Origin of the sequence: Tabrizicola aquatica, from assembly GCF_002900975.1 — a bacterium.
Lineage (GTDB): Bacteria > Pseudomonadota > Alphaproteobacteria > Rhodobacterales > Rhodobacteraceae > Tabrizicola > Tabrizicola aquatica.
This window is the reverse complement of sequence record NZ_PJON01000002.1, coordinates 664,178-686,795: the sequence shown is the minus strand read 5'-3', so window position 1 is coordinate 686,795 and position 22,618 is coordinate 664,178. Positions and strand designations below refer to the sequence as shown.

Genomic DNA, 22,618 nt, shown 5'->3' with positions numbered 1-22,618 from the left:
CGGTTCTCAGACCATCTCGTCAGGAACCAGGGGGAAGGCACGACCGAACGCCTCGGCCGATTTCTGGTCGTAAGGCAAGATAAAGCCCCGGCGCCGATCCGGGGGCAGCTTCGCATTCCGCACCGCCAGCCGCCACCAGGCCATCAGCGCGCGGTCAGGGTCGTAGAAATCCGCACCCGCGCCCTTGGGCAACCAGTGTTCCATCAGCCGGCGCCGCAGCTCGACCACGGCCTCGGGTTTCTCGATGACCAGCCCCGCCTCGGTGTCCCAGCGCAACGAGCGACCGTTCAGGTTGGCGGACGACACGATGGCCCGCTGATCGTCAAAGATGCTGACCTTGGCATGGATATAGACCAGCGGCGCGCCCCGCAGCTGTGCCCGCCCGCGCGCCCGGGTCCGCCGTGGCTGCGCCGCACCGCCGATGAACAGCCGCCTGCCAAAGCCCCGCCGCAGAATGCGCAGCGACCGGGCCTGCAGGAACTCTCCCAACCGCGCATCCAGCCCGGTGGCGCCTTCAAAGGCCACGTCATCGGGCGCGGCTGGCAGGATCAGGATCATCTGCAACTGCGGGTTTCGCCGCGCTTCGCGCGCCAGATGCCGGGCCAGGCGGCGGTCCCGGAAATACTGCGTCTCGACATAGATCAGCCGCCGGACCTGATCGATCGCGGCATGATGCGCGGCCTCGATCTCGGCCACCAGGGACTCGGGCGCGATGGTCCGCCGTGCGCCGCGCAAACGCCGCCGCGACAGGGTGCGGACAAAGCGCAAACCGTCGCGGGACAAAGCCTCGGGCTGTGGCTCGGCCTTCCCTGCGACAGCGGCAAGGAAGCTCTCCAGGTGGGCCTGGGCATCGGCGGCGACCGGGCCTTCGACCATCAGTTGCACGTCATGCCAGGTCTCGTGACCTGGAAGCCGGTGGTCGGGCGTGTCGTAGAACCGTTCGTCCAGATCCAGCCCGCCGATGTAAAGCCGTCGCCGGTCAAAGACGGCCAGCTTCTGGTGATGCGTTGCAGGGTAAAGCGGCGGCACGGCCAGCACACGGGGGCGCGGCCGGTCCTCGGGCGGGCCGGCCAGCAGATGGCGCAGCCCCGGCATCTCGCGCAGCGCGGCCAGCCGTTCCGGGGGGACCAGTCGCCCGAGCCAGCGGCTTACCCGGAACAGCCGGGACAGGACCACCGGCCAGAACAGAAGCCGCGGCCCGATCCCCGCCACGGCCGAGTGCATCGCCGGGACCACCCGCAACTGCGCCTGCGGCCCGGCCTGATCCGCCGCCGCCCAGAACATCCGCACCGTGCGCCAGGTTGCGCGGTGCAGCCGGGGCCGCGCGACCGGGTCAAAGTCCGACAGGATCAAGGTCAGCCGGACGCCACGTCGTAGCGTGTGGATCACTAGATCGAACCAGGTCCGCCCGACCGCAAGCCCTTCCTCGGAGCGCAGGCGAGTCTTAAGGTCAAAGACCCGAAACCCCGCGATGATCTCGGTCTCGGCCGAAAGGAACGCCCTTTCCAATGCCGGATAGGCCTCGCCGGCCGTGACGAACACGGCCAGATCAGGGGTGTCGGTGGAAGGGGCGGCATCAGGCACGGGCACCTGCCAAGCGTTATGCGCCGATCCCGTCCCGCGCAACCGCCCTTCGGGTCAGTTGCGCAGGCTGTCGGTCGACGAGAAGAACATCGCCTGGCTGACGGCCGAGCGGACCTGCTCCTCGGTGTAGGGCTTGTTGATCAGGAACGCCGGCTCTGGCCGCTCGCCCGTCAGAAGCCGCTCGGGGAAGGCGGTAATGAAGATCACCGGAATATCGCCGAACTGCGACAGGATCTCGTTCACCGCCTCGATGCCCGAGGAATTGTCGGCCAGCTGGATATCGGCCAGGATCAGGTCAGGCTTGTCCGCCGCCGCCATCTTCACCGCTTCGCTGTGGGTGCGGGCATTTTCGGTGACCCGATGTCCCATGCCCTCGACGATGGCGGCGATGTCCATCGCGATGATCGCCTCATCCTCGATCACCAGGACCGAGCCGCGGACCGATTCTTCCATCTCGCGCAGGGCGATGTCGATCAGGTGCCGCGCTTCGTCCATGTCGATGCCCATGATCGCGCTGACTTCCCGCAGATCGAACCCCTCAATGGTGTTCAACAGCAGCGCCTCGCGAGAGTTTTGGGTCAGTTTCGCCAGATGCGCCTGCGCCATCCCGGCCAGACCGGCATCAGCCTCGGCCACCGGGGCGCCGGAACTGGACCAGACCGAATGGAACACGGAAAACAGCGAGACCTTGGGATCGTCATGCTGCATCAGGGTAGTAGGCTCTGCCACCACGGCCTCCAGCACCGCCACCGCATAGCGGTCGCCGCTGGCCTGGTTTCCGGTAAGGGCTCGGGAATAACGGCGCAGATAGGGGAGGTGGCGGGCGACAGTCGCCGAAAGATCCACCGTTTCCTGTGCGAGCATCAAAATCTCTCCATCATCGCAGTTTGTCCCGAATCCAACGCCCCTTGGATGGCCCGGTTCCCACCGCCGGAAAATATTTTGCGAGTTTTGTCGATCACCGGGAACCGGGTGTATACGAACAGCGTTCGTCCAGCGTGAGTAGTGGGAAGCAAGGCGAAATGGGAAAAGAAAAAGACGAGGATACGCCGAAGAGGCAGGCGATCCGGGCGCAGATCGACGAGAATCTGAAACGGGTTTACACCTCGGCACTGAACGAAGAGCTTCCCGACCGGTTCCGAGAGTTGCTGCTGCAACTCAAGGCCAAGGAAGCCGAGAAAGGTGGCGACAGGTCATGACCGAAGCCACGGCGGTTGATACCACGCCGGTGATCGATCCGCGTGATCGGTTGGCGGGGGCGATCCCCCGGCTGCGTGCCTTTGCGATCAGTCTGTCGCGTGACGTCACGCAGGCCGACGATCTGGTCCAGGACACGATCCTGAAAGCCTGGTCAAACATGGACAAGTTCGATCCCCGGACCAACCTGGACGCCTGGCTGTTCACGATCCTGCGCAACACCTTCTATTCCGCACTCCGCAAGACTCGGCGCGAGGTTCAGGATACCGACGGCGTCCACGCGGCGACCCTGTCGGAAAAGCCTGCCCATGATTCCCGGCTGGCGTTCAAGGACTTTCAGCGCGCCTTCGACCTTCTGTCGCCAGAACACCGCGAGGTCCTGATCCTGGTCGGCGCCTCCGGGTTCTCCTGCGAAGAGGCGGCCGGCATGATGGGTGTGGCGGTCGGCACGGTGAAAAGCCGCGCCAGCCGGGCCCGCAAGCGCCTTGCCGAGATCCTGCACCTGGCGGAAGGCGAAAACCTGTTCTCGGGAACCGACGGGGCAACGCAGGCGGTCGTTCTGCGTTCAGCCACTGCGGTCTAGGCTTGGCCCGCAAAGGCAATCTGTCCACCAGCACCCTGGGCTTCCGCCTGGGGAGTACGCTCGTTCTTGCCCTGATGCCGCTGGGCATCCTGTCCGTGGTGCAGACGCAGATGGCGCAGGACGAAGTGGTGGCCTCGACCCTGGAAGGGGTCGCCGGGGCCTCGCTCAAGGCGGTGCAGGGACAGATCGACCTGATCACCGATGCGCAGATCTCGGCCCGGGTTCTGGCCGGGGCGCTGTCCTTTGCCCTGCGCGAGGGGGCAGAATGTTCAAGCCGGGTCAAGGCCGTGGCGCAAGGTATCCCCTCGGCAACGCTGGTGGCCTATGTGCCGATGACGGGGCTGATGACCTGCTCGTCCAACGATGTCGTCTACGACTTCAAGGACAACCCCCTGTTCCAGCAGATGATCGCCAAGCCCGAGCCGATGGTGGCCTATAACCCGCAGGGCCCGGTTTCAGGCACAGCCGTGGTGCTGGTCAGCCACCCGATTTTCGGCGCGGACGGGGCGCAGATCGGCATCATATCGATTTCGCTGCCCTACCTTTCGGTTGCGCCGCAGGATTATGCCGACCCGGTCGCGTTGTGGCGGCCCAGCTATCTGGCGACCGTGCGGGGGGACGGCACGCTGCTCATCGCCTCGGATCCCGAGCGCGACCTCTTCTCCGCCCTGCCCGATGGGGTCACCATCGACTCGCTGCCGTCCCGCAACGGGTTGCCGATCCTGCTGGACGAACCGGGCGATCCGCGCATCCTTTCGGTGACGCCGGTCGCCCGTGACCTGTTCCTGCTGTCGATCTGGCAGCGCGATGCCACTGGCCCTTTCAGCCCGGCCAGCGCCGCCGCGCCCTATCTGCTCCCGGTCCTGACCTGGCTTGCCGCGCTGGTGGCCGCCAGCTTCGCCTCGACCCGCCTGGTCGTCCGCCATGTGCGCGCCTTGTCCAACTCGATGTCGGACTATGTCGACAGCCGCAGCCGGATCATGGTTCCCGACATCACCGACGCCCCGGCCGAGATCCAGAAGCTGCATGCCGTCTACGAACAGTTGATCCGCACGATCGAGCAGGAAGAGGCGGAACTGCAGAACCTCATCGTCGACAAGGACGTGCTGCTGCGCGAGGTCAACCATCGCAACGGCAACAGCCTGCAGATCATCGCCTCGGTCATGCGCATGTACCGCCGCGAAAGCCGCGATGAAGATGTGCGCGCGATCCTGGATGGTCTGATCAACCGGGTCATCGCGCTGTCGTCCACGCATTCCAGCCTGTACAGCATGACCGGCCGCCGCGACGTGCCGATGGATGAAATCCTGGGTGGCGTGGTCCGTCGCCTGAAAGAGATTCACGGTGTCGGCTTGGGCGTGGCGCGCAAGCGTTTCGACCCGCTTCGCATGCCGGTCGAAGCCGCCGTCCCGCTTGCCATGTCCCTCGCCGAGATCATCGGCTGCCATTTCAACGCCCGCACTGTCGCGAACGAGGGGGTCGATGTCTCGTTGATCGAGGATGGGGATACCCTCTGCCTGAAGGTCGTGGGTCCAGTGGTGCCGGAATTCCTGCCCGAGACGACCTCGGGCCTGGCATCCCTGCCCCGGCGGATGCTCACGCAGTTTGCCGCGCAGTTGCGCGGCAAGGTGACGATCAAGATCGAGAATGACCGCTCGGTGATCGTCGTGACCTTCCCGCCGGTCGCGTGACGGCCGGCCCCCTGAGGGGGGACCGGCCCACCATGTCAGTGACGGACGCCCGCACCGCTCCAGGCATGTTCAGGGCGCAGCACCATCCGGGCGCGGCTGATGTCGCGGCCCAGGGCGGATTGCAGGCTTTGCGCCAGATCACTGGCCTTGGTGACCTCGGCCTTCACCGTGGCCCGCGCCTCGTCCATCAGGCTGTCGCGCGCTTCGCCCAGCAGGCGATCCTCGGCCTCGGTCGGCGGGAACATCCAGGCCACCGCCGCGCCAAGGCCCATCATCGCCAGACCCGAGGCAAGCGGATGGTTCTCCACTACCTCCCGCCCCTTGGCCGCCGCCGCAACGCTGGCCATATAGACCCGCTCGCGCGCTTCCAAAGCCTCGGCCCGGGCGGCTTCGGTCAAGTCGCCCAGACCGTGTTCCAGCGCCGATTTGGTGTCGCGGGCCAGTGCGCCCATGACTTCGGCCCGGTGCTTTGCCAACTCGGCAGCGGGGGCCAGACTGCGCCGCGCCGCATGGTCGATCTGCCGCAGCATGTCCCGCGCGCGAAGCCGCAGGCTTTTGGCCTGGCGCAGCCATTCCTCCTCGGGATCGGCCGGTTCCGGCATGGGCAGACCGCCCTCGTCCTCCCAGCGCGTGATCGCTTCGAACTTCTCGGCCGGGTGCGGCTCCTCCTTTTCGCGCAGGCGGCCCAGGATCAGTGCCGCCACCGCGACACCGGCGACCGCCGCCACCACGGGCTGTGCCCGCACCGCGTGATCCACCCGCGACAGCAGGGGCGCGGCCTGCGAGACCAGCGCCTCTTTCCCCTGCGACATCAGCGCGCTGGGGCTAAGCCGGTCGTGCAAGGCCGCCAGCGATTCCGCCAACTGCATCCGGTCGCGCTCCAGCGACCGTTCGATCTCGTGGCTGTCAAAGTCAGACATGTCGCACTCCTTTTTCGCTCATGGCGCCGCGCACCGCCTCGGCATCCCGCCGCAGGCCCCGCACCGCCCGGTCGGGCCAAAGGCCCTGCGGCCGCAGCGCGGCCTTCCCTGCCAGCGCAAGCCCCACGGCCACACCGACCAGCACCAGCCCGACGATCACCGCCGACCAGGCTGGCCCCAGGCCCGCCTCGGCCAGGGCCGCAACGGCCGCCCCCGCCAGCACATTCAGCCCCACCAGCGCCAGAATGGCCGCAACGGCGATCTTGATCAGACCGCCCACTGCCGCCTTGGCGCCCTCGACCGCTTCGGCTTTGGCAAGCATCAGCTCACCTTTCACCAACCGGCCAAGACCCGAGGCCACCTCGGACAGAAGGGACGCCGTCCCTTCCGTCGCCCGTTCCGTCCCGCCCGCCATCAGACCCGCGGCCCCTGGTTGCGGTCGCCGTGGTCGTCACCGGCCATCCGCCGCTGCGCCGACGAGCGCACAAAGCGTGCCGCGGCAAAGCCGACCACGGCCGCGGCAGCCATGAAGGCACCGGGATGCCGGCGGGCCAGCGTCTTGACGTCATCCGCCAGATCGACGACCGAACGCTGGCGCAGCACGTCCGAGGCCTGGGTCAACCCCTGCGCCACGCTGCCAAGGACGCGGGTCTTAAGTGCATCGCCGTCCTCACCATCCGCCGACCGCTGCAGCGTCGCCGCCAGCCGGTCGCCGACATCGGACAGGGTTTCCCGCGCAGCATCGGCCTTTTCCACCGCCACGTCGCGCACCGCCGCCATTGTCGATCCGGCGCCGGCGACGATCGCCTCCTTGGCGTCCTGCGCCTTGTCCATCACCGAGGCCATCCGCGAACGGCCCTCGTCCATGGCCTCGGACGCAGTGTCCTTCATCGTTTCGGCCGTCTGGTTCAGCTTGCGCTTGCCGGCGTCCATCGCGTCGCTGGCCTTGTCCATGGCGGCGCTGCCGGTTTCGCTGGCCGTGTCGGCCAGATTCTGCGCCAGATTGCTGCCGTTCTCGTCGGTCGATTTCTTGTAGCTGCCGTTCATGGCGGTTCTCCTGAAAAATCCGGGGTAAAGGCGTTTGCGGGCGTCCGGCCTGCGGAGCCTCACGTCACGCCCTGTCAATGCCCCAGACCGCCGTTCGGTTCCCGGCCGCCCCCGCTATCGGCCAGTCGGCGCCGCAAGTGAAAATCTTGCAGCCGCCCGGGAACCGGCAAGCTGGGGCCGGGGTTGTCTCGGCAAATCGACACACGGGTGCAGCATGCGCCCTGACCGAAGGAGACCACCATGCTTAGCTGGGCAGTCACATTCCTCATCATCGCCATCATCGCCGGCGTTCTTGGCTTTGGCGGCATCGCGGGCACCTCGGCCGGGATCGCGCAGATCCTGTTCTTCATCTTCCTGGTGCTGTTCGTGATCTCGCTGTTCCGCGGCGCCCTGCGCCGCTGACCTACCCCCGAGGAAACGGTTCTTTCCCTGCCGTTATCCCTCGCCTGGGCTGCAACTTCGGTTGCAGCCCTTTTTTCATGTCAGTTCGTCAGGAAACTGCCGAATGATCACGCAGCGACGGGATGCAGGCGCTCGGGCATGATCTGCAGCAGCACGCGGATGCGGTCCTTGCGCAGGCGCGCGGTCATGCCCTGCAAGAAGCTGCGCAGCGACCCCAGCGCCGGGCCGTCCTGTATCGCCAGGATCACGTCCGCACCGGGACGGCTGCGCAGCGCCGGCAGAAACGTCAACACCGCACACATGACCGAGAACATCGCCTCGCCATCCTGACCGTTGCCGGCAAGGACCAGCCGGTCCAGCCCGCCCCGGTCCTGGATCGCCGCATGCAGATGCCGCAGCGATGCGCTTTGCCGGAAATCCGTCCAGATCATCTGCGCACCGGGCAGTGACAACTCGGCCAGCGTCATCCGCACCAGCGAGTTGCCGGCAACGATCATCAGGTCACCGGCCTCGCCCAGCATGTTCAATGGCAGGTCCAGCGCCGCTTCGTTCAGCAAGGTGACTTTCCGGGGGGGCAGGTTCGGGCACATGGGCGTTCCTCCGCGCAGGGCTAGCGCAGGGTAACCCCCGGACCGCGCGCCCGGTTCCCGACGCGCGACGGGCACCCGTGCGTGCCAAGGGAACCGGCCCAGCACCGGCCCCGTTATCACGGGCCCGTTCCGTGCGGGCGCCGTCGCGTGACGGGAGCGTCAGACACAGGGGGCAGACATGCCGGACCGCCAGGCCGAGGACAGTGCAATCGTGGCCTCCGGCCCACCCGGTCTGACCACGCCCCCCACGGCCGAGGCTGCCGTGTCGGGTTCTGTCGCATCGCTGCGCACACTGGCCACCATCATCGTGGTCTGCGTCATCCTTTATGTTGCCAAGGATCTGTTCCTGCCGCTGGCGCTTGGGATGCTGATCGCCTTCATCCTCACGCCGGTCGTCAACTTCCTGCGCCGCCGGGGCCTGCGGGACACGCTGTCGGTCGTGCTGACCGTATTGGCCGCCGCGACGCTGGTCGGGTCATTCGTCCTGATCCTTGCCTACCAGATCAGCCAGATCGGGGCCAACCTGCCGCAGTATCAGGGCAATGTGCTGACCAAGATCGACACGCTGCTGGACGCGGGCAACGGCCGGGTCATCTCGCATCTGCAGGGCCTCGTGGAAAACATTTCGGACCGGCTTCAGGCTGAATCCAGCGTGCCCGAAGACCCGACGATGAAGGTCGAGGTTGTCGAGCATACCGGCCTGCGCGACTGGCTGACCGGCGTCATCCTGCCCGCGCTGACCCCGGTCGGGATCTTCGGCCTGGTCTTTGTAGTGGTCATCTTCGCCCTGCTGGAACGCGCGGCCCTGCGCGACCGTCTGGTGCAGCTGATCGGCGGGACCAACATCCTGGCCACCTCGCGGCTTCTGGCCGAGGCGGGGTCGCGCGTCTCGACCTACCTCGTGGCGCAACTGGTGGTGAACATCATCTATGCGGTGCCGATCTGGCTGGGGTTGTGGCTGATCGGGGTGCCGAACGCGCTGTTCTTCGGGCTGGTCACGCTGGTCATGCGCTTTGTGCCCTATATCGGTTCAGCGATCTCGGCGATCCTGCCTTTGCTCATGGCGTTCGCCGTATCGCCCGACTGGTCCCTTGTCCTATGGACCGGGGCGCTGTTCCTGGTCGTGGAATTCGTCACCTCGAACTTCATCGAGCCGTGGTTCTACGGCCAGCGTACCGGCGTCTCGCCGCTGGCGGTGATCGTGTCGGCGATGTTCTGGACCTGGCTTTGGGGGCCGGTCGGCCTGATCATGGCCACGCCGCTGACCGTCTGCCTGGTGGTCGTCGGCCACCATGTGCCCAGCCTGCGCCTGTTCCCGATCATGCTGGGGGATGAACCGGTGCTGGCCGAATCCGCCCGGCTTTACGACCGGCTTCTGGCTGGCCAAAGCTTCGCCTTCACCGAATCCGCCGCGACCGGCACCGCGCAGCACTACCTCGCCGACTACTACGACCGCAGCGCCATTCCGGCGCTGGCACTCGCGCAGGCCGACAGCGAGGCGGGGCTTCTGTCGCAGTACCAGACCAACCGCATCGCCCGCTCGGCCTGGATCCTGACCGAGGATCTCGAGGCCGTGGTCGAGGATGAACTTGCCACCGCAGGCGAAGCGACGGCGGACACCGCAGATGCGCCCCTTGCGACAAACGGTCTGCTGGATGGGCTTGACCGCCGCGTCGCGGTGATGGGCGCGCGGACGGTGCTGGACGACGCGGCCGCCACGATGTTGTCCCAGGCTCTCCGGGCCGAGGGTGCGGCCTCCGTCGCCCTGCCCCATCGCTCGCTCCTGCCCCGCGCTCTGGGCGACCTTGCGCCCGAAACCTTGATCCTGGTGACGCTTGACCCGGCGCCGCCGCCTTCGGTTGATTACCAGCTGCGCCAATTGCGCCGCCGTCTGCCGGGCGTCCGCATCGGCCTTGCGCTCTGGCCGCCGCACGATACCGCCAAACCGCAGATCGCCCAGGCCGACTTTGTCGCGCTGGGGATGGAGGAGACACTGACCGCCGCCTTCCGCCCCACGGCTTCGGCCGCCGCCTGAATGCGAAAAAGGCCGGGCAAATGCCCGGCCTTTCCAATAAGTCGGGGCGGGCACTTGTCCCGCCCCTTCATGGCGTCAGAGATCGACCTGCCCCCTCGTCCCCAGATCGGGGGACCGTCCCTTCACTGCACCACGAACGATATTCGCTATTCCCCGCAACAGCCCGTGCCCGTCCCAGACATCGGCCCGGTCCGGGTCCACCACCAGCGCAACCACGTCATGCGCCTCGGGTCCCTTAGGCCAGAACACCTCGGCCCCGGGGTTCCACAGTTCCTTCACCAGCGCCTTGTCCGGATCGACCACGGCCTGGCCATGCATCGCCACATGGTCGCCCCGGCCCTGATAGGACAGAAAGACCGAGCCATTGACCCGGATATCCTTGGCCGCCGCCGAGTCGCTTTCGGTCAGGATGTAGATCACACCCTTGTCCTGCTGCGGAATCGTCGACATCGGCCGGCCGCGCATCCCCTGGTCCGAACAGGTGACCAGCATCGCGATGTCGATCCCTTCGATCATCTCCCAGACGCGGCCGGGTTCGATGGGGTCCATCTCGGGATTCTGGGACGTAACGCTCTGGCCGTCCACGCCGCTGGTGGTCTGGGTCATGTAAGTCCTCGGGATCGGGGGGTGACCGCAGCCACCTGTTGGCTGACAAACGCGTGCGGCGCCGGAAGGTTCCCGCCAGTGATGAAAAATTTTCACCCCGAAATGAAAATGGGGCCGGGGTCACAAAGACCCCGGCCCCTCGCCTGAGAGTGCAGCTTAATGGACGACCGCTTGCGCCGGCCGCTCACGCCGGCTTTGCACCACCCGGTCGCCAATGATCAGCTCCTCCGGCCCCGCCGTCACCCGCAGGACCGAGCCGTCCAGCACTTCGCCAGCCAGCAGCATCTCGGACAAGGGGTCCTGCAACTGACGCTGGATCACCCGCTTCAAGGGCCGCGCGCCGAACACCGGGTCATAACCTTCGTCCGCCAGCCAGGCCTTGGCGGTCTCGTCCAGGTCCAGGATGATCTTCCGCGCCGCAAGCCGGGCTTCCAGCCGCTTCAACTGGATCTCGACGATCCCGGACATGTCGCCCCGGTTCAGCCGGTCGAAGATGATCTGCTCGTCCAGACGGTTCAGGAACTCGGGCCGGAAGTGGCTGCGCACCGCTTCCATCACCTCGGCCTTCGCGCCCGACGCATCCACCCCCTCCGGCAGTTCCGACAAGGCCCGCGCCCCAAGGTTCGAGGTCAGGATGATCAGCGTCTGCTTGAAGTCCACCGTCCGGCCCTGACCATCGGTCAACCGACCGTCGTCCAGCACCTGCAACAGCACGTTGAACACGTCAGGGTGTGCCTTTTCGACCTCGTCGAACAGGACCACCTGATACGGGCGACGCCGCACGGCTTCGGTCAGCACCCCGCCCTCGTCGTACCCGACATAGCCGGGCGGCGCCCCGATCAGGCGGCTGACGGAATGCTTCTCCATGAACTCCGACATATCGATGCGGACCATCGCGCCGTCGTCGTCAAACAGATACTCGGCCAGCGCCTTGGTCAACTCGGTCTTGCCAACGCCGGTCGGGCCCAGGAACAGGAAGCTGCCCAGCGGCCGGTTCTCATCCGACAGCCCGGCGCGCGACCGGCGAACGGCGCGGCTCACGGCTTCCACTGCAGTCTGCTGCCCGACGACGCGCTTGCCCAACTCCTCTTCCATCTTGAGAAGCTTTTCCTTCTCGCCTTCCAGCATCTTGGTCGTAGGAATGCCCGTCCAACGCTCCACCACCTCGGCGATCTGCTCGGGCCGCACGGCCTCGGCCACCAGAGCCTGGCCTTCCTTGGCTTCCGCCTCGGCCAAGTCCTTTTCCAGCTGCGGGATGCGACCGTATTGCAACTCGCCCGCCTTGGCGAAGTTGCCCTCGCGCTTGGCCTGCTCCAGTTCAGCCCGCGCCACGTCCAGCTGTTCCTTCAACGTCCGCGCCGCCTCAAGGCTGGCCCGTTCGTTCTGCCACTTTGCCGTCAGTTCTGCAGACTTCTCCTGCAACTCGGCCAACTCGCGTTCCAGCTTCTCCAGCCGGTCCTTCGACGCCGCGTCGTCCTCTTTCTTCAAGGCCTCGGCCTCGATCTGGAACTGCAGCACCTGCCGGTCCAGCGCGTCCAGCTCCTCGGGCTTGGAATCCACCTCCATCCGCAGACGCGAGGCGGCTTCGTCCATCAGGTCGATGGCCTTGTCCGGCAGGAAACGGTCGGTGATGTAGCGGTGGGAAAGCGTCGCCGCCGCAACCAGGGCCGCATCGGTGATCCGCACCCCGTGGTGCAACTCGTACTTCTCCTTGATACCGCGGAGGATACTGATCGAATCCTCGACCGTCGGCTCCTCGACAAAGACCGGCTGGAAGCGACGGGCCAGCGCCGCGTCCTTCTCCACATGCTTGCGGTATTCGTCCAGCGTGGTCGCACCCACGCAATGCAACTCGCCCCGCGCCAAAGCCGGCTTGATCAGGTTCGCCGCATCCATCGCGCCTTCGGATTTGCCCGCGCCGACCAGAGTATGCATCTCGTCGATGAACAGGATCACCTCCCCCGCCGCCGCCTCGATCTCCTTCAGGATAGCCTTCAGCCGCTCCTCGAACTCGCCGCGATACTTGGCCCCGGCGATAAGCGAGCCCATGTCCAGCGCCATCAGCTTCTTGTTGCGCAAGCTCTCCGGCACGTCGCCGTTCACGATCCGCAGCGCCAGCCCTTCCGCGATGGCAGTCTTGCCGACGCCTGGCTCCCCGATCAGGACCGGGTTGTTCTTCGTGCGCCGCGACAGCACCTGCATCGCCCGCCGAATCTCCTCGTCCCGGCCGATGATCGGGTCGATCTTGCCGTCCCGCGCCGCCTGGGTCAGGTCGCGCGCGTACTTGTTCAACGCCTCCATCGTGTCTTCGCTGGAAGCACTGTCCGCCGTCCGCCCCTTGCGGACCTCGTTGATCGCCGTGTTCAGCCCCTGGGCCGTCACCGCCCCCGCCGTCAGCGCATCCTTCGCGCGGGTGTTCACCAGCGCCAGCGCCGTCAGCAGCCGCTCTACCGGAACAAAGCTGTCGCCGGCCTTCTTCGCCACGGTCTCGGCCTCGTCCAGCACCCGCACAAGCTGCGGGTCCACATAGGTCTGCCCGTCGCCGCCCGACACCTTCGGCAGCTTGGCTATGGCAGCATTGACCGCCGCATTGACCTGTTCCGGCGACCCGCCCGCCTTGCGGATCAGGTTCGCCGCCAGGCCCTGGTCATCATCCATAAGCGCCTTCAGCAGATGGTCGGGCAGCACACGCTGGTGGCTTTCCCGCATCGCGATGGTCTGCGCGGCCTGAAGGAAACCACGCGACCGTTCCGTGAATTTCTCCAAATTCATCGGCATTCTCCTTCCTGTGAAGCACCCCGACCTGGCGCCGCCCGGAGATCCAGCACGCGCGCCTGGGGCCTTGCGCCAGAGGTGGGCGCAGGGCCCCGGCTTTGCAATCCCCGCACAGCACAAAATCCGACCCTGCGGCATCCCGCCCGGCGCAAGCCTTCGGCCTTTCTCCGCCGATTGCCGCCCATCCTTTGCGCGGCCCCCGGCGCATGCACCGGACCGCAGCCCACATCGCCTTGCCATCCGCGGCGGGGCGTCCCCTTGTGGACCGGTCCAGACGTCCCGAAAGGCCGGCCCATGACCGACGCGAAACTTCCCCTGATCCACAAGGCCCCGGTCGAGGGCCTGACGGTCCACGTCGCCCGCACCGGCCTGTCCATCGGCGACACCGCCTGGCTGGACCGGCTGTCCGATGGTCGCGTCGGCGTGTTCGCCCGAGTGCGCCAGCCCTTCCTCGGCCTGATCCCGCGCCACCGCGCAGCCCTTCTGGGCCATCTCGGCCCCCTGGCCGAAGAGATCGTCTCGCCCAGCCTCGCCCATGGCGATGACCTCCGCGTGCGCATCATCGACCTCACGCCCGAGCATCTGGCCAACGGTTTCCCACCCGAGGTCTATATCTCGGTCTGGGGCGATCCGCGTCATCTGCAACCCGTGCTGCAGGCCGTCTTGCCTGATGATGCCCCGGACCAACGCGCAGACCAGCCTGCGCCACCCCGACGCGCCGCCTTTCCCATCAAACGGATCGGAACAAACACTGCACCCCAGGGTTGAAACCTCCGCAGCAACACGGAGTTTCCCATGCGCACCCTCGACCTTGTCACGCAAATCCTTCTGATCGTCGGCGGCCTGAACTGGTTGCTTGTCGGCGCCTTCGAATTCGACCTCGTCGCCGCGATCTTCGGCGGACAGACCGCCCCGCTGGCCCGGCTGGTCTATATCCTCGTCGGCCTGTGCGCGATCTGGCAGATCATCCGCCTGCCCGCGCGCCTTGACCACACGCCGGCCGTGGTCACAGCCCCCGGGTCACGCCCCGGCGACCATCGGCCCTAAGGCTCATAGCGCACATAGGCAAAGGCCCGGCCATCCGGTGCCCAGCAGGGGACGTTGATCGTCCCCTGCCCGCCGATGAACTCCCGCACCCGCCGCCGATCGCCGCCCTCCGGGTTGCACAGCACCAGCGCCACCGGCAGATCCGCCGGATGACCGGTCGTTCCCGGCGGATAGGCCAGGTACAACAGATGCCGCCCGTCGGGTGACGGATGCGGGAACCAGTTCACCTGATCGTCCTCGAAAAGCTGACGCTGCCCCGTCCCATCCGCCGCCATCACCCAGATCTGCGCCTGCCCCGTCCGGTCGCAGTTGTAATAGATTCGCGTCCCATCCGGGCTGTAATCCGGCCCGTCGCAATGCCCCTCGCCTTGGGTCAAACGCCGCTCCTCCTCGCCCGGCACCAGGGTATAGACATCGATCACCCGCCGCTCACCCCTTGCCGCGACATAGGCCAGCACCCGCCCGTCGGGCGAGATCCCATGCCACCAGCTCGGACTCTGGGGCGAGACCTTCACCGGCGCCCCCCCCTCCACCGGCATCACGTAAACCTGCGACCCCGCGCCTTCGTGGTGCGAGGACAGGATGATCCACCGCCCATCCGGGCTGATCCCGTGGTCATTGTTGCATTGCACCGCCGGACCACTGTCCACCGGCTCCAGCCCCGGCCGCGCCAAGGGCACCCGGAACAACCGCCCCTCGCCGTTCACCAACAGCCAATCACCCGAAGGCGCCCAGTTCGGCGCCTCGATCCGCCCCTCCACCGCCAGCACCTCGCGCACCCGGCCCGAGTCAACCTCATAGGTCTCGATGATGCTGCGCACGGCGCCCCTCCAATTTGACTAAAATTGCGCTTTCATACTGGCACAAATATCCCGCAGGGGGTCCGGGGGACGCGAAGTCCCCCGGGGCCAGCCACAGGCGCTACTCCCGCCCCTTCGGGACCAGCAACCGCTTGGGCCGCACCGCCTCGGCCGCCTTGAACAGGCTGAAGGTCTGGCTGACATAGTTCACCACCCCCGACAGCTTCTCCAGATAGGCCTGCAACTCGGCCGTCCGTTCGGCCTCGACCAGTTGCACCGACCGCGCAGGGTCCATCCCCTCGAACTGGACATAGAACAACGGCTCGCCCCGGCGCAGGATCAGGTCCTTCCCCGGCTCATGCCATTCGAACGCCCACATCAACGGCCTGGGCCAGATCGAGATCGGGAAGCGCCCGCCAAAGATCGTTCCCGGCAAAGGGTCCGCCCGGTAATGCGCAAAGGCCGACAGTTGCGACATCCACACCGGCTCGTCGGCGATAAAGCAGTAGGGCAGGTGCAACTGGATCGTCGGCCGGTCCGGGAACCGCCACTCCGCCTCGCTCACCAGGGTCAGCACCTCGTTCAGCTTGCCCGACCGGATCGGGGACGTCGCCCCCGCCCGGTTGACCAGCACCGCCTTGCCCTTGTCATCGCGCTGGAACGCGATGTGCAGGTCGAACGGGCATTTCACCAGGAAATACCGGCTTTCCAGTTGCACCACCGCCGGACAGCGCGCGGCGCTTTTCGCGTGCCCCCGGTTCGGCGGCCGGATCATCACCCGCTCAGGCGGATCATACAGCACCGCCCCCTTGTCGCTGGCCAGAAACCAGCCGACGGTCAGCGGCCCCTCACCCGGATCGGGCCGGTCATACGTGACGTTGAACTCCACCCGCAGCCTCCATGACCTGTTTCAGCGCCCGCACCCGTGCCGCACTTGTCCGCCGCGCGATCTTAGGCCCGAAACCCATTTCCGAAACCTTTCCGGGCGCGGCCACCGGCTCGGCGCAGGACCCATGCAACTCCCGCACCCCCACCGCCAGCAAACCCGGAGCGGTCTCGACCGTGACCCCCGCCCCCGCCATCACCGCGATCCGCCCGGCCGCCCGTTCGACCAGCCGCCCGATCCGCGCCTCGCCCGCCGCCGCCGTCATCGCCCCGCCCGAGGTCAGCACCCGCCGGAACCCCAGCGCCACCGCCTCCTCCAGCGCCACGTCCATATCCGGCACCAGGTCGAAGCAGCGGTGCAGCGTCAGGTCCAGCCTTCCCGCCGCCGCGGCCAGCCGCTCAAGCACCCCGACATCCAGCCGCCCGTCCGGCAGCGATGCCCCCAGCACCACCCCGGCCAACCCCGCCACCCGCGCCGCGGCAATATCCGCCAGCATCGCCGCCACTTCGGCCTCAGACCAGACGAAATCCCCCGAACGTGGCCGGATCATCGCCAGTACCGGCACCCCGCAGCCCGCCGCCGCCGCCATCACCCCGGCCGAGGGCGTCAGTCCCCCCAGTTCCAGCGCCGAGCATAATTCCACCCGGTCCGCACCCCCCGCCACAGCCGCCGCAAGGCCCGCCAGGCTGTCGACGCAGACCTCCAGGATCAGCCCCATGCCGCCTGCCCCGCCATGGCCGCACCCAGAAGCCCCGCATCCGCCCCACACTCCGCCGGCACCAAGAGCGGCCCCGTGGTCCGCCGCAGGATGCGGACCCGCACCGCCTCGTCCAGATAGCGCACCAGCCCGGGTGCCCGGCTCAGCCCACCACCGACCGGCAGCACATCCGCGCCGACCAGGTTCACCGCCATCGCCAGCGGCCCCGCCACCAACTCGCGCCACAGCGCCATCGTCTCGCCCGCCTCGGCCTCGCCCGCGATCCAGCCGGCGATGATCGCCTCGGACCCCAGCAACTCGGCCGTCCGCTTCAGGTGCAGCCGCTCCAGCCCCCGCGCGCCACCGATCGTGTCGATGCAGCCCACCTGCCCGCAGCCGCAGTGCAGGGCAAACTCGCCCCGGATCACCGGCCCATGGCCCCATTCCCCGGCATACCCCCCCGCACCCGTGACCACCCGACCGCCGATCACCAACCCGCCGCCGACACCCGTGCCCAGGATCACGCCCAGAACCGTGCCATGCCCGCGCCCCGCGCCATGAAACGCCTCGGCCAGTGCAAAGCAGTCGGCATCGTTCAGCACCAGAACCGGCACCCCCGTTGCCGCGCGCAAGGCCGGCCCCAGCGCCAGCCCGTCGATGGCCGGGATATTCGCCACCGTGCCCACGCCGCTGGCCGGGTCCACCACCCCCGCGATCGAGATCGCGATCCCCGTCACCGCACGGCCCGCCGCAAAGCCCGCAATCGCCGCCGTGAACGCCGCCAGATCACCCGCCGGGGTCGCCACCTCGCCCACCGGCCGCAACGCCCCGTCCCAGACCGCCGCCTTGATCCGGCTGCCGCCAATATCGAATGCCAGGATCATCCCGCCCCCACCGTTTCCGCCAGTCTTGACAGCCCTGCCCCGCCCCGTCAAACCGCCGCAAACCCGGAGACATCCCATGCCCGCAGATGACCGCCTGATCGTCGCCCTCGACGTGCCGAACGTGGTGCAAGGTCTGGACCTCGTCGCCCGCATCGGTGACGCGGCCAGTTTCTACAAGATCGGCCTTGGGATGCTGACCGGCGGCGGCCTCGCGCTCGCGAACGAGCTGAAGCACGAACAGGGCAAGCGCATCTTCCTGGACATGAAGCTTTTCGACATCGGCGCGACAATCGAGGCCGCCGTCCGCGGGCTGGCGCAATACGACCTTGATTTCCTGACCGTCCACGGCGACCCGCAGGTCGTCAGCGCCGCCGCGACCGGCAAGGGCGGGACGGGCCTGAAGATCCTGGCGGTGACCATCCTCACCTCGCTCGACCGCGCCGATCTGGACGCCAACCTGATCAAGCCCGGCGACATCCACCAGATCACCCTGGAACGCGCCGCCCGCGCCCTTGCCGCCGGGGCCGACGGCGTCATCGCCAGCCCGCAAGAGGCCGCGATGATCCGCGCCCTGCCCGAGGCGGTGGGCAAGCTGATCGTCACCCCCGGCGTCCGCCCCGCCGGTGCCGCGACCGGCGACCAGAAGCGCATCGCCACGCCGCATCAGGCCATCCGCGACGGCGCCGACCACATCGTCGTCGGCCGCCCGATCTGGCAGGCCCCCGACCCGGCCGCCGCCGCCCGCGCCGTGATCGCCGAACTCCCCTGAAATTGGGCGGAAAACTCGCGTCAATTCCTCAGTAAAAGAATCGGGTTTACAAATCCAATCGTTTTAGTCAGATATTTGGCATCCCTGCCGAAGGTCTGACGATGCGCCGCTGCCCTGTCCCGCTTTTGACCGCGCCTGGCCCTTCCAGGATCGACGTCGATGGATCCGACACGCCGGGGGGCGCAGCCCAATGATCATCTGCCACTGCCAGTCCATCACCGACCACGACATCCGCGCGGCGGTAGACTGGATGCGCGCCTCCGACCCGCAGACGCTGATCACTCCCGGCAAGATCTACCGCGCGCTTGGCAAGCGGGCTGACTGCGGCGGCTGCATGCCGCTCTTCCTGTCCACGATGCAGACCGCGCCTGGCCTGCGCGTCCCCGGCGCGGGCGAACCGCCGATCCTGCGCCCCAGCCTGGGCCGGGCCATTCGCTAGGCCACGGAACCGCCACGCGGCTGCCAAGTTGCCCCGTGGACAGACCTGCTTCGCGCGGCTAGCCTTTGCTGGCTCCAGCCACGGTGCCCTGCGCCGAAGCCAAGGCTACCTGTTCCGACACAGCAAAGGATGGGCCATGAAGGGCGACGCCAAAGTCATCGACTACCTCAACGCAGCACTCCGTTCCGAGCTGACCGCCGTCAGCCAGTACTGGCTGCACTACCGCCTGCAAGAAGACTGGGGCTTCGGCCATCTTGCCGACAAGTCCCGCGCCGAATCGATCGAGGAGATGCACCACGCCGACCGCCTGATCGCGCGGATCATCTTCCTGGAAGGCCACCCGAACCTGCAGAAGCTTGACCCCCTGCGCATCGGCCAGACCGTGCGCGAGACGCTGGAGGCAGACCTTGCCGCCGAACACGATGCCCGCACGCTGTATATCGAGGCCCGCCGCCACTGTGACAGCGTGGGCGACTTCGTGACCCGCAGCCTGTTTGACGAGCTGATCGCGGATGAGGAAGGCCACATCGACTTCCTCGAAACCCAGCTGTCCCTGTTCGACAAGCTGGGGGCCGAGCGTTACGGCCTGCTGAACGCCAAGCCGGCCGGCAAAGCCGACTAGCCGGGCAGCGCCCTCAGTGAGAGTTTCCAGGGCAGCCCGGCCCCGACCAGCGCCGGACTGCCCGCAGCCGTGGCCCTTGGCCTCCCAGGCACCCTCGCGCGGATGATCGACCGCGCTACGATCAGGCTGCGGCGCCGCTTGGCCCTGCCGGGGCCCAGGTCACCCGCGGATCGACCTGTTCGGCAAAGGTGCCCTTGCACGCTGTTGCCCATGCCGTTGTCCGAAGCCTTGGTCCCAGGCCCGCACGGCTACAGGCCGACAAGCCGGGAAACGCCGGACCCATCCCGCCGTTTCTCCTCTGGTCGGCCGCACCGCCTCTGCGCCCGCTCCTGATGCAGAGGCAGGGGCGGCCCCTTCTTGGCAGGATCAATCTCTTGGACCTGGCGAGGACCTCGAACCGCAGCCGAAATGCTTCGTCGTCCTGGCGGAACCCACGCTGCAATTTGCACCCCCAAGCAAGGCATCACCCTCTGCACCTGAAATGCGGCACGCACGAGACAAAGCGCAGAAGTCAAAGCGCATCGGCTTCACCGCGCCCGACGGGATTCCCGTCGCCTGCCCCGCAGCGCCGCGCCGATCCTCCTCGGTGCCAGCGGCGGTTACACCATCAACCGGCGCGACGCCCTGACCTCACGCGACCAACGTGGCCACGGCACCCGGCTTTCCTTTCACCTGGCTCCAAATATCCTCGGGGGGTTTGGGGGGCGAAGCGCCCCCAAGGCCGAGGAGGAGGCGAAGCCCGACGACGAGACAAAAGCCTTGCGCGTCAGCGCTCAATTCGAAAACCGCCCCGACCCGCGCGCCATCGCCAGGTCAGGCACCGCCCGCCGCTTGGGGTAAAGGCGGGCAAGATAGCCCGCGATCACAGGTTAAGTTTCCCCTAACGCCCGCAAGCAACCTGTTGCCATCATTCGGTTTTCGGATTTTGTCCACCGTGGACAGATCAGGCCAGCAGCCGCGCCCCGTCCTGGCCCGCGACCCGGACCTCCAGGATCGTCCCCTCCGGCTGGTCGGCCGCGAAGGCCACCTCTGCGAACCCCTCGGTCCGTCCCACCCGCGCCCCCTCGGTCAGCACCCGGTGGACCCGGCCCACCTGAGCCGCCAGATGCTCGCCCAGGACCCGGTCGCCCAAGGCCCGCAACCGCGCCGCCCGGTCCTTGATCTCCGGCCCCCGAACCTGCGGCATCCGCGCCGCCGGGGTGCCCTTGCGGGGCGAGAAGGGGAAGACATGCAGGAAGGTCAGCCCGCATTCCTCGACCAGGTCCAGGCTGCGCTGGAACATCCCCTCCGTTTCGGTGGGGAACCCCGCGATGATGTCGGCCCCAAAGACCATCTCCGGCCGCGAGGCGCGGACTTCCTGACAGAACCGGATCGCATCGTCCCGCAGATGCCGCCGCTTCATCCGTTTCAGGATCAGGTCATCCCCCGCCTGCAGCGACAGGTGAAGGTGCGGCATCAACCGCCCCTCGGTCGCGATCGCCTCGATCAGCGCCGGGTCTGCCTCGATGGAATCGATCGACGAAATCCGCAGTCGCGGAACCGAGGTCAGCTTCAGGATCCGCCGCACCAGATCGCCCAGCTTCGGCTCTCCCGGCAGGTCCGCCCCCCACGAGGTCAGGTCCACGCCGGTCAGCACGACCTCGTTGAACCCCCGGTCCACCAGTCGGTTGATCTGCTCGACCACCACCCCCGCCGGAACCGACCGTGAGTTTCCCCGACCGAAGGGGATGATACAGAAGGTGCAGCGATGGTCGCAGCCGTTCTGGACCTGGACATAGGCTCGGTGCCGCCCGAAGCCGTCGATCAGGTGGCCCGCCGTCTCGCGAACCGACATGATGTCGTCGACCTGCACCTTCTCGGTCATCCCGATCAGGTCCGGCGCGGCGATGCCCTTCCAGGTCTCGGCCTGCATCTTCTCGTGGTTGCCGACGACCCTGGCCACCTCGGGCATGGCCGCGAAGGTCTCGGGCTCGGTCTGCGCCGCGCAGCCGGTCACGATGATCGCCGCGCCCGGATTCTCACGCGACAGCCGCCGGATCTCCTGCTTGGCCTTCCGCACCGCCTCGCCGGTCACGGCGCAGGTGTTGACGATCACCGCATCGCCCAAGCCTGCGGCGGCGGCAAGTTCCTTCATCGCCTCGGTCTCATAGGCGTTCAGGCGACAGCCGAGGGTCGCGAAAACTGGGGGTTTGGCGGCCGCGTTCATTGGTGCGCCGCCAGATAATCCGCCGTCAGCACGCCATCGAAAACCCGCGCCACCGGGCCGGTCAGCCAGACGCCGTCGTCGCGCCAGTCAACCTCCAAGAGCCCGCCATCGACCTCCAGCGCCACCCTTGGCCCGATCATCCCCCGCAGATGTGCCGCCACCGCCGTCGCACAGGCACCCGAGCCGCAGGCCAGCGTGATCCCGGTCCCGCGCTCCCACACCCGCATCCGCATGCGGCACGGAGAGAGCAGTTCGGCAAACTCGACATTCGTCCGCTGCGGGAAGAGGAGGTCATGTTCGATCCGGGGGCCAAGGGTCGCAAGATCCACGGCCTCGGCATCCTGGACGAAATGCACGCAATGCGGGTTGCCCATGCCGACGGCCACCGGATCGCCGGCCAGCGGCAGGTGCAGATGATCGACGTCACGCGCAAGGGGGATCGACTGCCAGTCCAGTTGCGGCTGGCCCATGTTGACCCAGACCCGGCCATCCGCCGCCCGCTGCGCCACCAGCCCACCGCGCGCCGTAACAAGCGACACCTTCTCGACGCCCAGATTCCGCATCATGTAATCCGAGACGCAGCGGGTCGCATTGCCGCAGGCCCCGGCCTGGCTGCCGTCGCTGTTCCAGAAGACCAGCCCGAAATCGGCACCCACCGCATCGGTGATCTCGGCCAGCTGATCGAAGCCAACGCCCCGATTCCGGTCCCCCAGCGCAAGCGCCAGGCCAGGCGTCATCACCGCCCCGCGCCCGCGCGAGTCGATCACCACGAAGTCATTGCCCGCGCCGTGCATTTTCATGAACGGAAGGCCGGTTTGCGCGCTGCTATCCATCATGG

At 67.4% G+C, this 22,618-nt stretch carries 24 protein-coding genes; 10 read left to right on the top strand and 14 right to left on the bottom strand.

The annotated features are described in order from the left end of the window. Window positions 1–6 precede the first annotated feature (6 nt). Window positions 7–1,584: a phospholipase D-like domain-containing protein gene (locus CXR42_RS11745; protein WP_245875424.1), complete on the bottom strand. Its 1,578-nt coding sequence runs from the start codon at window positions 1,582–1,584 to the stop codon at window positions 7–9. Window positions 1,585–1,638: 54 nt separating this feature from the next. After that, window positions 1,639–2,448 (bottom strand): response regulator, encoded by an 810-nt coding sequence (locus tag CXR42_RS11740; RefSeq protein WP_103257703.1) that lies wholly within the window; start codon window positions 2,446–2,448, stop codon window positions 1,639–1,641. A gap of 158 nt (window positions 2,449–2,606) precedes the next feature. On the opposite strand from CXR42_RS11740, the gene CXR42_RS11735 reads away from it, so the two are divergent. From CXR42_RS11735 to CXR42_RS11725, 3 genes are read left to right on the top strand one after another with little or no spacing between them, the layout of a single operon-like run. Next, on the top strand, window positions 2,607–2,783 hold the full coding sequence (locus tag CXR42_RS11735) for a NepR family anti-sigma factor (protein WP_103257702.1): 177 nt from the start codon (window positions 2,607–2,609) through the stop codon (window positions 2,781–2,783). After that, window positions 2,780–3,364 carry an RNA polymerase sigma factor gene (locus CXR42_RS11730; RefSeq protein WP_103257701.1) on the top strand — a complete coding sequence of 195 codons (585 nt, stop codon included), beginning with the start codon at window positions 2,780–2,782 and terminating at the stop codon, window positions 3,362–3,364. Before CXR42_RS11735 ends, CXR42_RS11730 begins: the two co-directional genes overlap by 4 nt. Window positions 3,365–3,366: 2 nt before the next feature. Further along, window positions 3,367–5,055 carry a sensor histidine kinase gene (locus CXR42_RS11725; RefSeq protein WP_103257700.1) on the top strand — a complete coding sequence of 563 codons (1,689 nt, stop codon included), beginning with the start codon at window positions 3,367–3,369 and terminating at the stop codon, window positions 5,053–5,055. Window positions 5,056–5,090: 35 nt separating this feature from the next. Here CXR42_RS11725 and CXR42_RS11720 read toward each other — a convergent pair whose 3' ends face one another. The 3 genes from CXR42_RS11720 to CXR42_RS11710 are packed head-to-tail and all read right to left on the bottom strand — an operon-like array spanning window position 5,091 to window position 7,022. After that, window positions 5,091–5,975, bottom strand: a complete 885-nt coding sequence (locus CXR42_RS11720; RefSeq protein WP_103257699.1) for a DUF3618 domain-containing protein — start codon at window positions 5,973–5,975, stop codon at window positions 5,091–5,093. Further along, window positions 5,968–6,390, bottom strand: a complete 423-nt coding sequence (locus CXR42_RS11715; protein WP_103257698.1) for a phage holin family protein — start codon at window positions 6,388–6,390, stop codon at window positions 5,968–5,970. The genes CXR42_RS11720 and CXR42_RS11715 overlap by 8 nt, the downstream gene beginning before the upstream one ends. Continuing rightward, window positions 6,390–7,022 carry a hypothetical protein gene (locus tag CXR42_RS11710; protein ID WP_103257697.1) on the bottom strand — a complete coding sequence of 211 codons (633 nt, stop codon included), beginning with the start codon at window positions 7,020–7,022 and terminating at the stop codon, window positions 6,390–6,392. The genes CXR42_RS11715 and CXR42_RS11710 overlap by 1 nt, the downstream gene beginning before the upstream one ends. 240 nt (window positions 7,023–7,262) lie before the next feature. On the opposite strand from CXR42_RS11710, the gene CXR42_RS11705 reads away from it, so the two are divergent. Beyond that, complete coding sequence (locus tag CXR42_RS11705) at window positions 7,263–7,424, top strand: DUF1328 domain-containing protein (RefSeq protein ID WP_103257696.1); 162 nt, start codon at window positions 7,263–7,265, stop codon at window positions 7,422–7,424. Window positions 7,425–7,531: 107 nt separating this feature from the next. On the opposite strand, the gene CXR42_RS11700 is transcribed toward CXR42_RS11705, so the two are convergent. Continuing rightward, window positions 7,532–7,981: a hypothetical protein gene (locus tag CXR42_RS11700; protein WP_180996042.1), complete on the bottom strand. Its 450-nt coding sequence runs from the start codon at window positions 7,979–7,981 to the stop codon at window positions 7,532–7,534. Between the two features lie 211 nt (window positions 7,982–8,192). Here CXR42_RS11700 and CXR42_RS11695 point away from each other — a divergent pair, with 211 nt between their 5' ends. After that, entirely contained in the window at window positions 8,193–10,049 is a 1,857-nt protein-coding gene (locus tag CXR42_RS11695) for an AI-2E family transporter (protein WP_103257694.1), read from the top strand. A gap of 75 nt (window positions 10,050–10,124) precedes the next feature. Here CXR42_RS11695 and CXR42_RS11690 read toward each other — a convergent pair whose 3' ends face one another. Beyond that, window positions 10,125–10,655, bottom strand: a complete 531-nt coding sequence (locus CXR42_RS11690; RefSeq protein WP_103257693.1) for a pyridoxamine 5'-phosphate oxidase family protein — start codon at window positions 10,653–10,655, stop codon at window positions 10,125–10,127. Window positions 10,656–10,811: 156 nt separating this feature from the next. After that, entirely contained in the window at window positions 10,812–13,427 is a 2,616-nt protein-coding gene (clpB, locus tag CXR42_RS11685) for an ATP-dependent chaperone ClpB (RefSeq protein ID WP_103257774.1), read from the bottom strand. 297 nt (window positions 13,428–13,724) lie between these two features. Here clpB and CXR42_RS11680 point away from each other — a divergent pair, with 297 nt between their 5' ends. Further along, the gene (locus tag CXR42_RS11680) at window positions 13,725–14,198 is read left to right on the top strand and encodes a hypothetical protein (protein WP_103257692.1); all 474 of its coding nucleotides are present in this window, start codon (window positions 13,725–13,727) and stop codon (window positions 14,196–14,198) included. A gap of 27 nt (window positions 14,199–14,225) precedes the next feature. Beyond that, a complete protein-coding gene (locus CXR42_RS11675) occupies window positions 14,226–14,477 on the top strand; it encodes a DUF378 domain-containing protein (RefSeq protein ID WP_103257691.1) in 252 nt (83 codons plus the stop codon). Here CXR42_RS11675 and CXR42_RS19905 read toward each other — a convergent pair. The 4 genes from CXR42_RS19905 to CXR42_RS11655 all read right to left on the bottom strand — a co-directional run bounded on the left by CXR42_RS19905 (window position 14,474) and on the right by CXR42_RS11655 (window position 17,744). After that, the gene (locus tag CXR42_RS19905; RefSeq protein WP_103257690.1) at window positions 14,474–15,298 is read right to left on the bottom strand and encodes a TolB family protein; all 825 of its coding nucleotides are present in this window, start codon (window positions 15,296–15,298) and stop codon (window positions 14,474–14,476) included. The genes CXR42_RS11675 and CXR42_RS19905 overlap by 4 nt on opposite strands. 100 nt (window positions 15,299–15,398) lie before the next feature. Continuing rightward, on the bottom strand, window positions 15,399–16,166 hold the full coding sequence (locus tag CXR42_RS11665; RefSeq protein WP_103257689.1) for a hypothetical protein: 768 nt from the start codon (window positions 16,164–16,166) through the stop codon (window positions 15,399–15,401). Further along, the gene (locus CXR42_RS11660) at window positions 16,144–16,881 is read right to left on the bottom strand and encodes a copper homeostasis protein CutC (protein ID WP_103257688.1); all 738 of its coding nucleotides are present in this window, start codon (window positions 16,879–16,881) and stop codon (window positions 16,144–16,146) included. Before CXR42_RS11660 ends, CXR42_RS11665 begins: the two co-directional genes overlap by 23 nt. After that, window positions 16,872–17,744: an ROK family protein gene (locus CXR42_RS11655; RefSeq protein ID WP_103257687.1), complete on the bottom strand. Its 873-nt coding sequence runs from the start codon at window positions 17,742–17,744 to the stop codon at window positions 16,872–16,874. Before CXR42_RS11655 ends, CXR42_RS11660 begins: the two co-directional genes overlap by 10 nt. Before the next feature lie 76 nt (window positions 17,745–17,820). On the opposite strand from CXR42_RS11655, the gene pyrF reads away from it, so the two are divergent. From pyrF to bfr, 3 genes are all read left to right on the top strand, one after another. Beyond that, the gene (pyrF, locus tag CXR42_RS11650; protein WP_103257686.1) at window positions 17,821–18,513 is read left to right on the top strand and encodes an orotidine-5'-phosphate decarboxylase; all 693 of its coding nucleotides are present in this window, start codon (window positions 17,821–17,823) and stop codon (window positions 18,511–18,513) included. A gap of 190 nt (window positions 18,514–18,703) precedes the next feature. Continuing rightward, window positions 18,704–18,952, top strand: coding sequence for a (2Fe-2S)-binding protein (locus CXR42_RS11645; RefSeq protein ID WP_103257685.1), 249 nt, complete (start codon window positions 18,704–18,706; stop codon window positions 18,950–18,952). A gap of 136 nt (window positions 18,953–19,088) precedes the next feature. Then, a complete protein-coding gene (gene bfr, locus CXR42_RS11640) occupies window positions 19,089–19,574 on the top strand; it encodes a bacterioferritin (RefSeq protein WP_103257684.1) in 486 nt (161 codons plus the stop codon). A 943-nt stretch (window positions 19,575–20,517) separates the two neighbouring features. On the opposite strand, the gene mtaB is transcribed toward bfr, so the two are convergent. After that, window positions 20,518–21,780, bottom strand: coding sequence for a tRNA (N(6)-L-threonylcarbamoyladenosine(37)-C(2))-methylthiotransferase MtaB (gene mtaB, locus CXR42_RS11635; protein WP_103257683.1), 1,263 nt, complete (start codon window positions 21,778–21,780; stop codon window positions 20,518–20,520). After that, window positions 21,777–22,616, bottom strand: a complete 840-nt coding sequence (gene dapF, locus CXR42_RS11630; protein ID WP_103257682.1) for a diaminopimelate epimerase — start codon at window positions 22,614–22,616, stop codon at window positions 21,777–21,779. The genes mtaB and dapF overlap by 4 nt, the downstream gene beginning before the upstream one ends. Window positions 22,617–22,618: the final 2 nt, after the last annotated feature.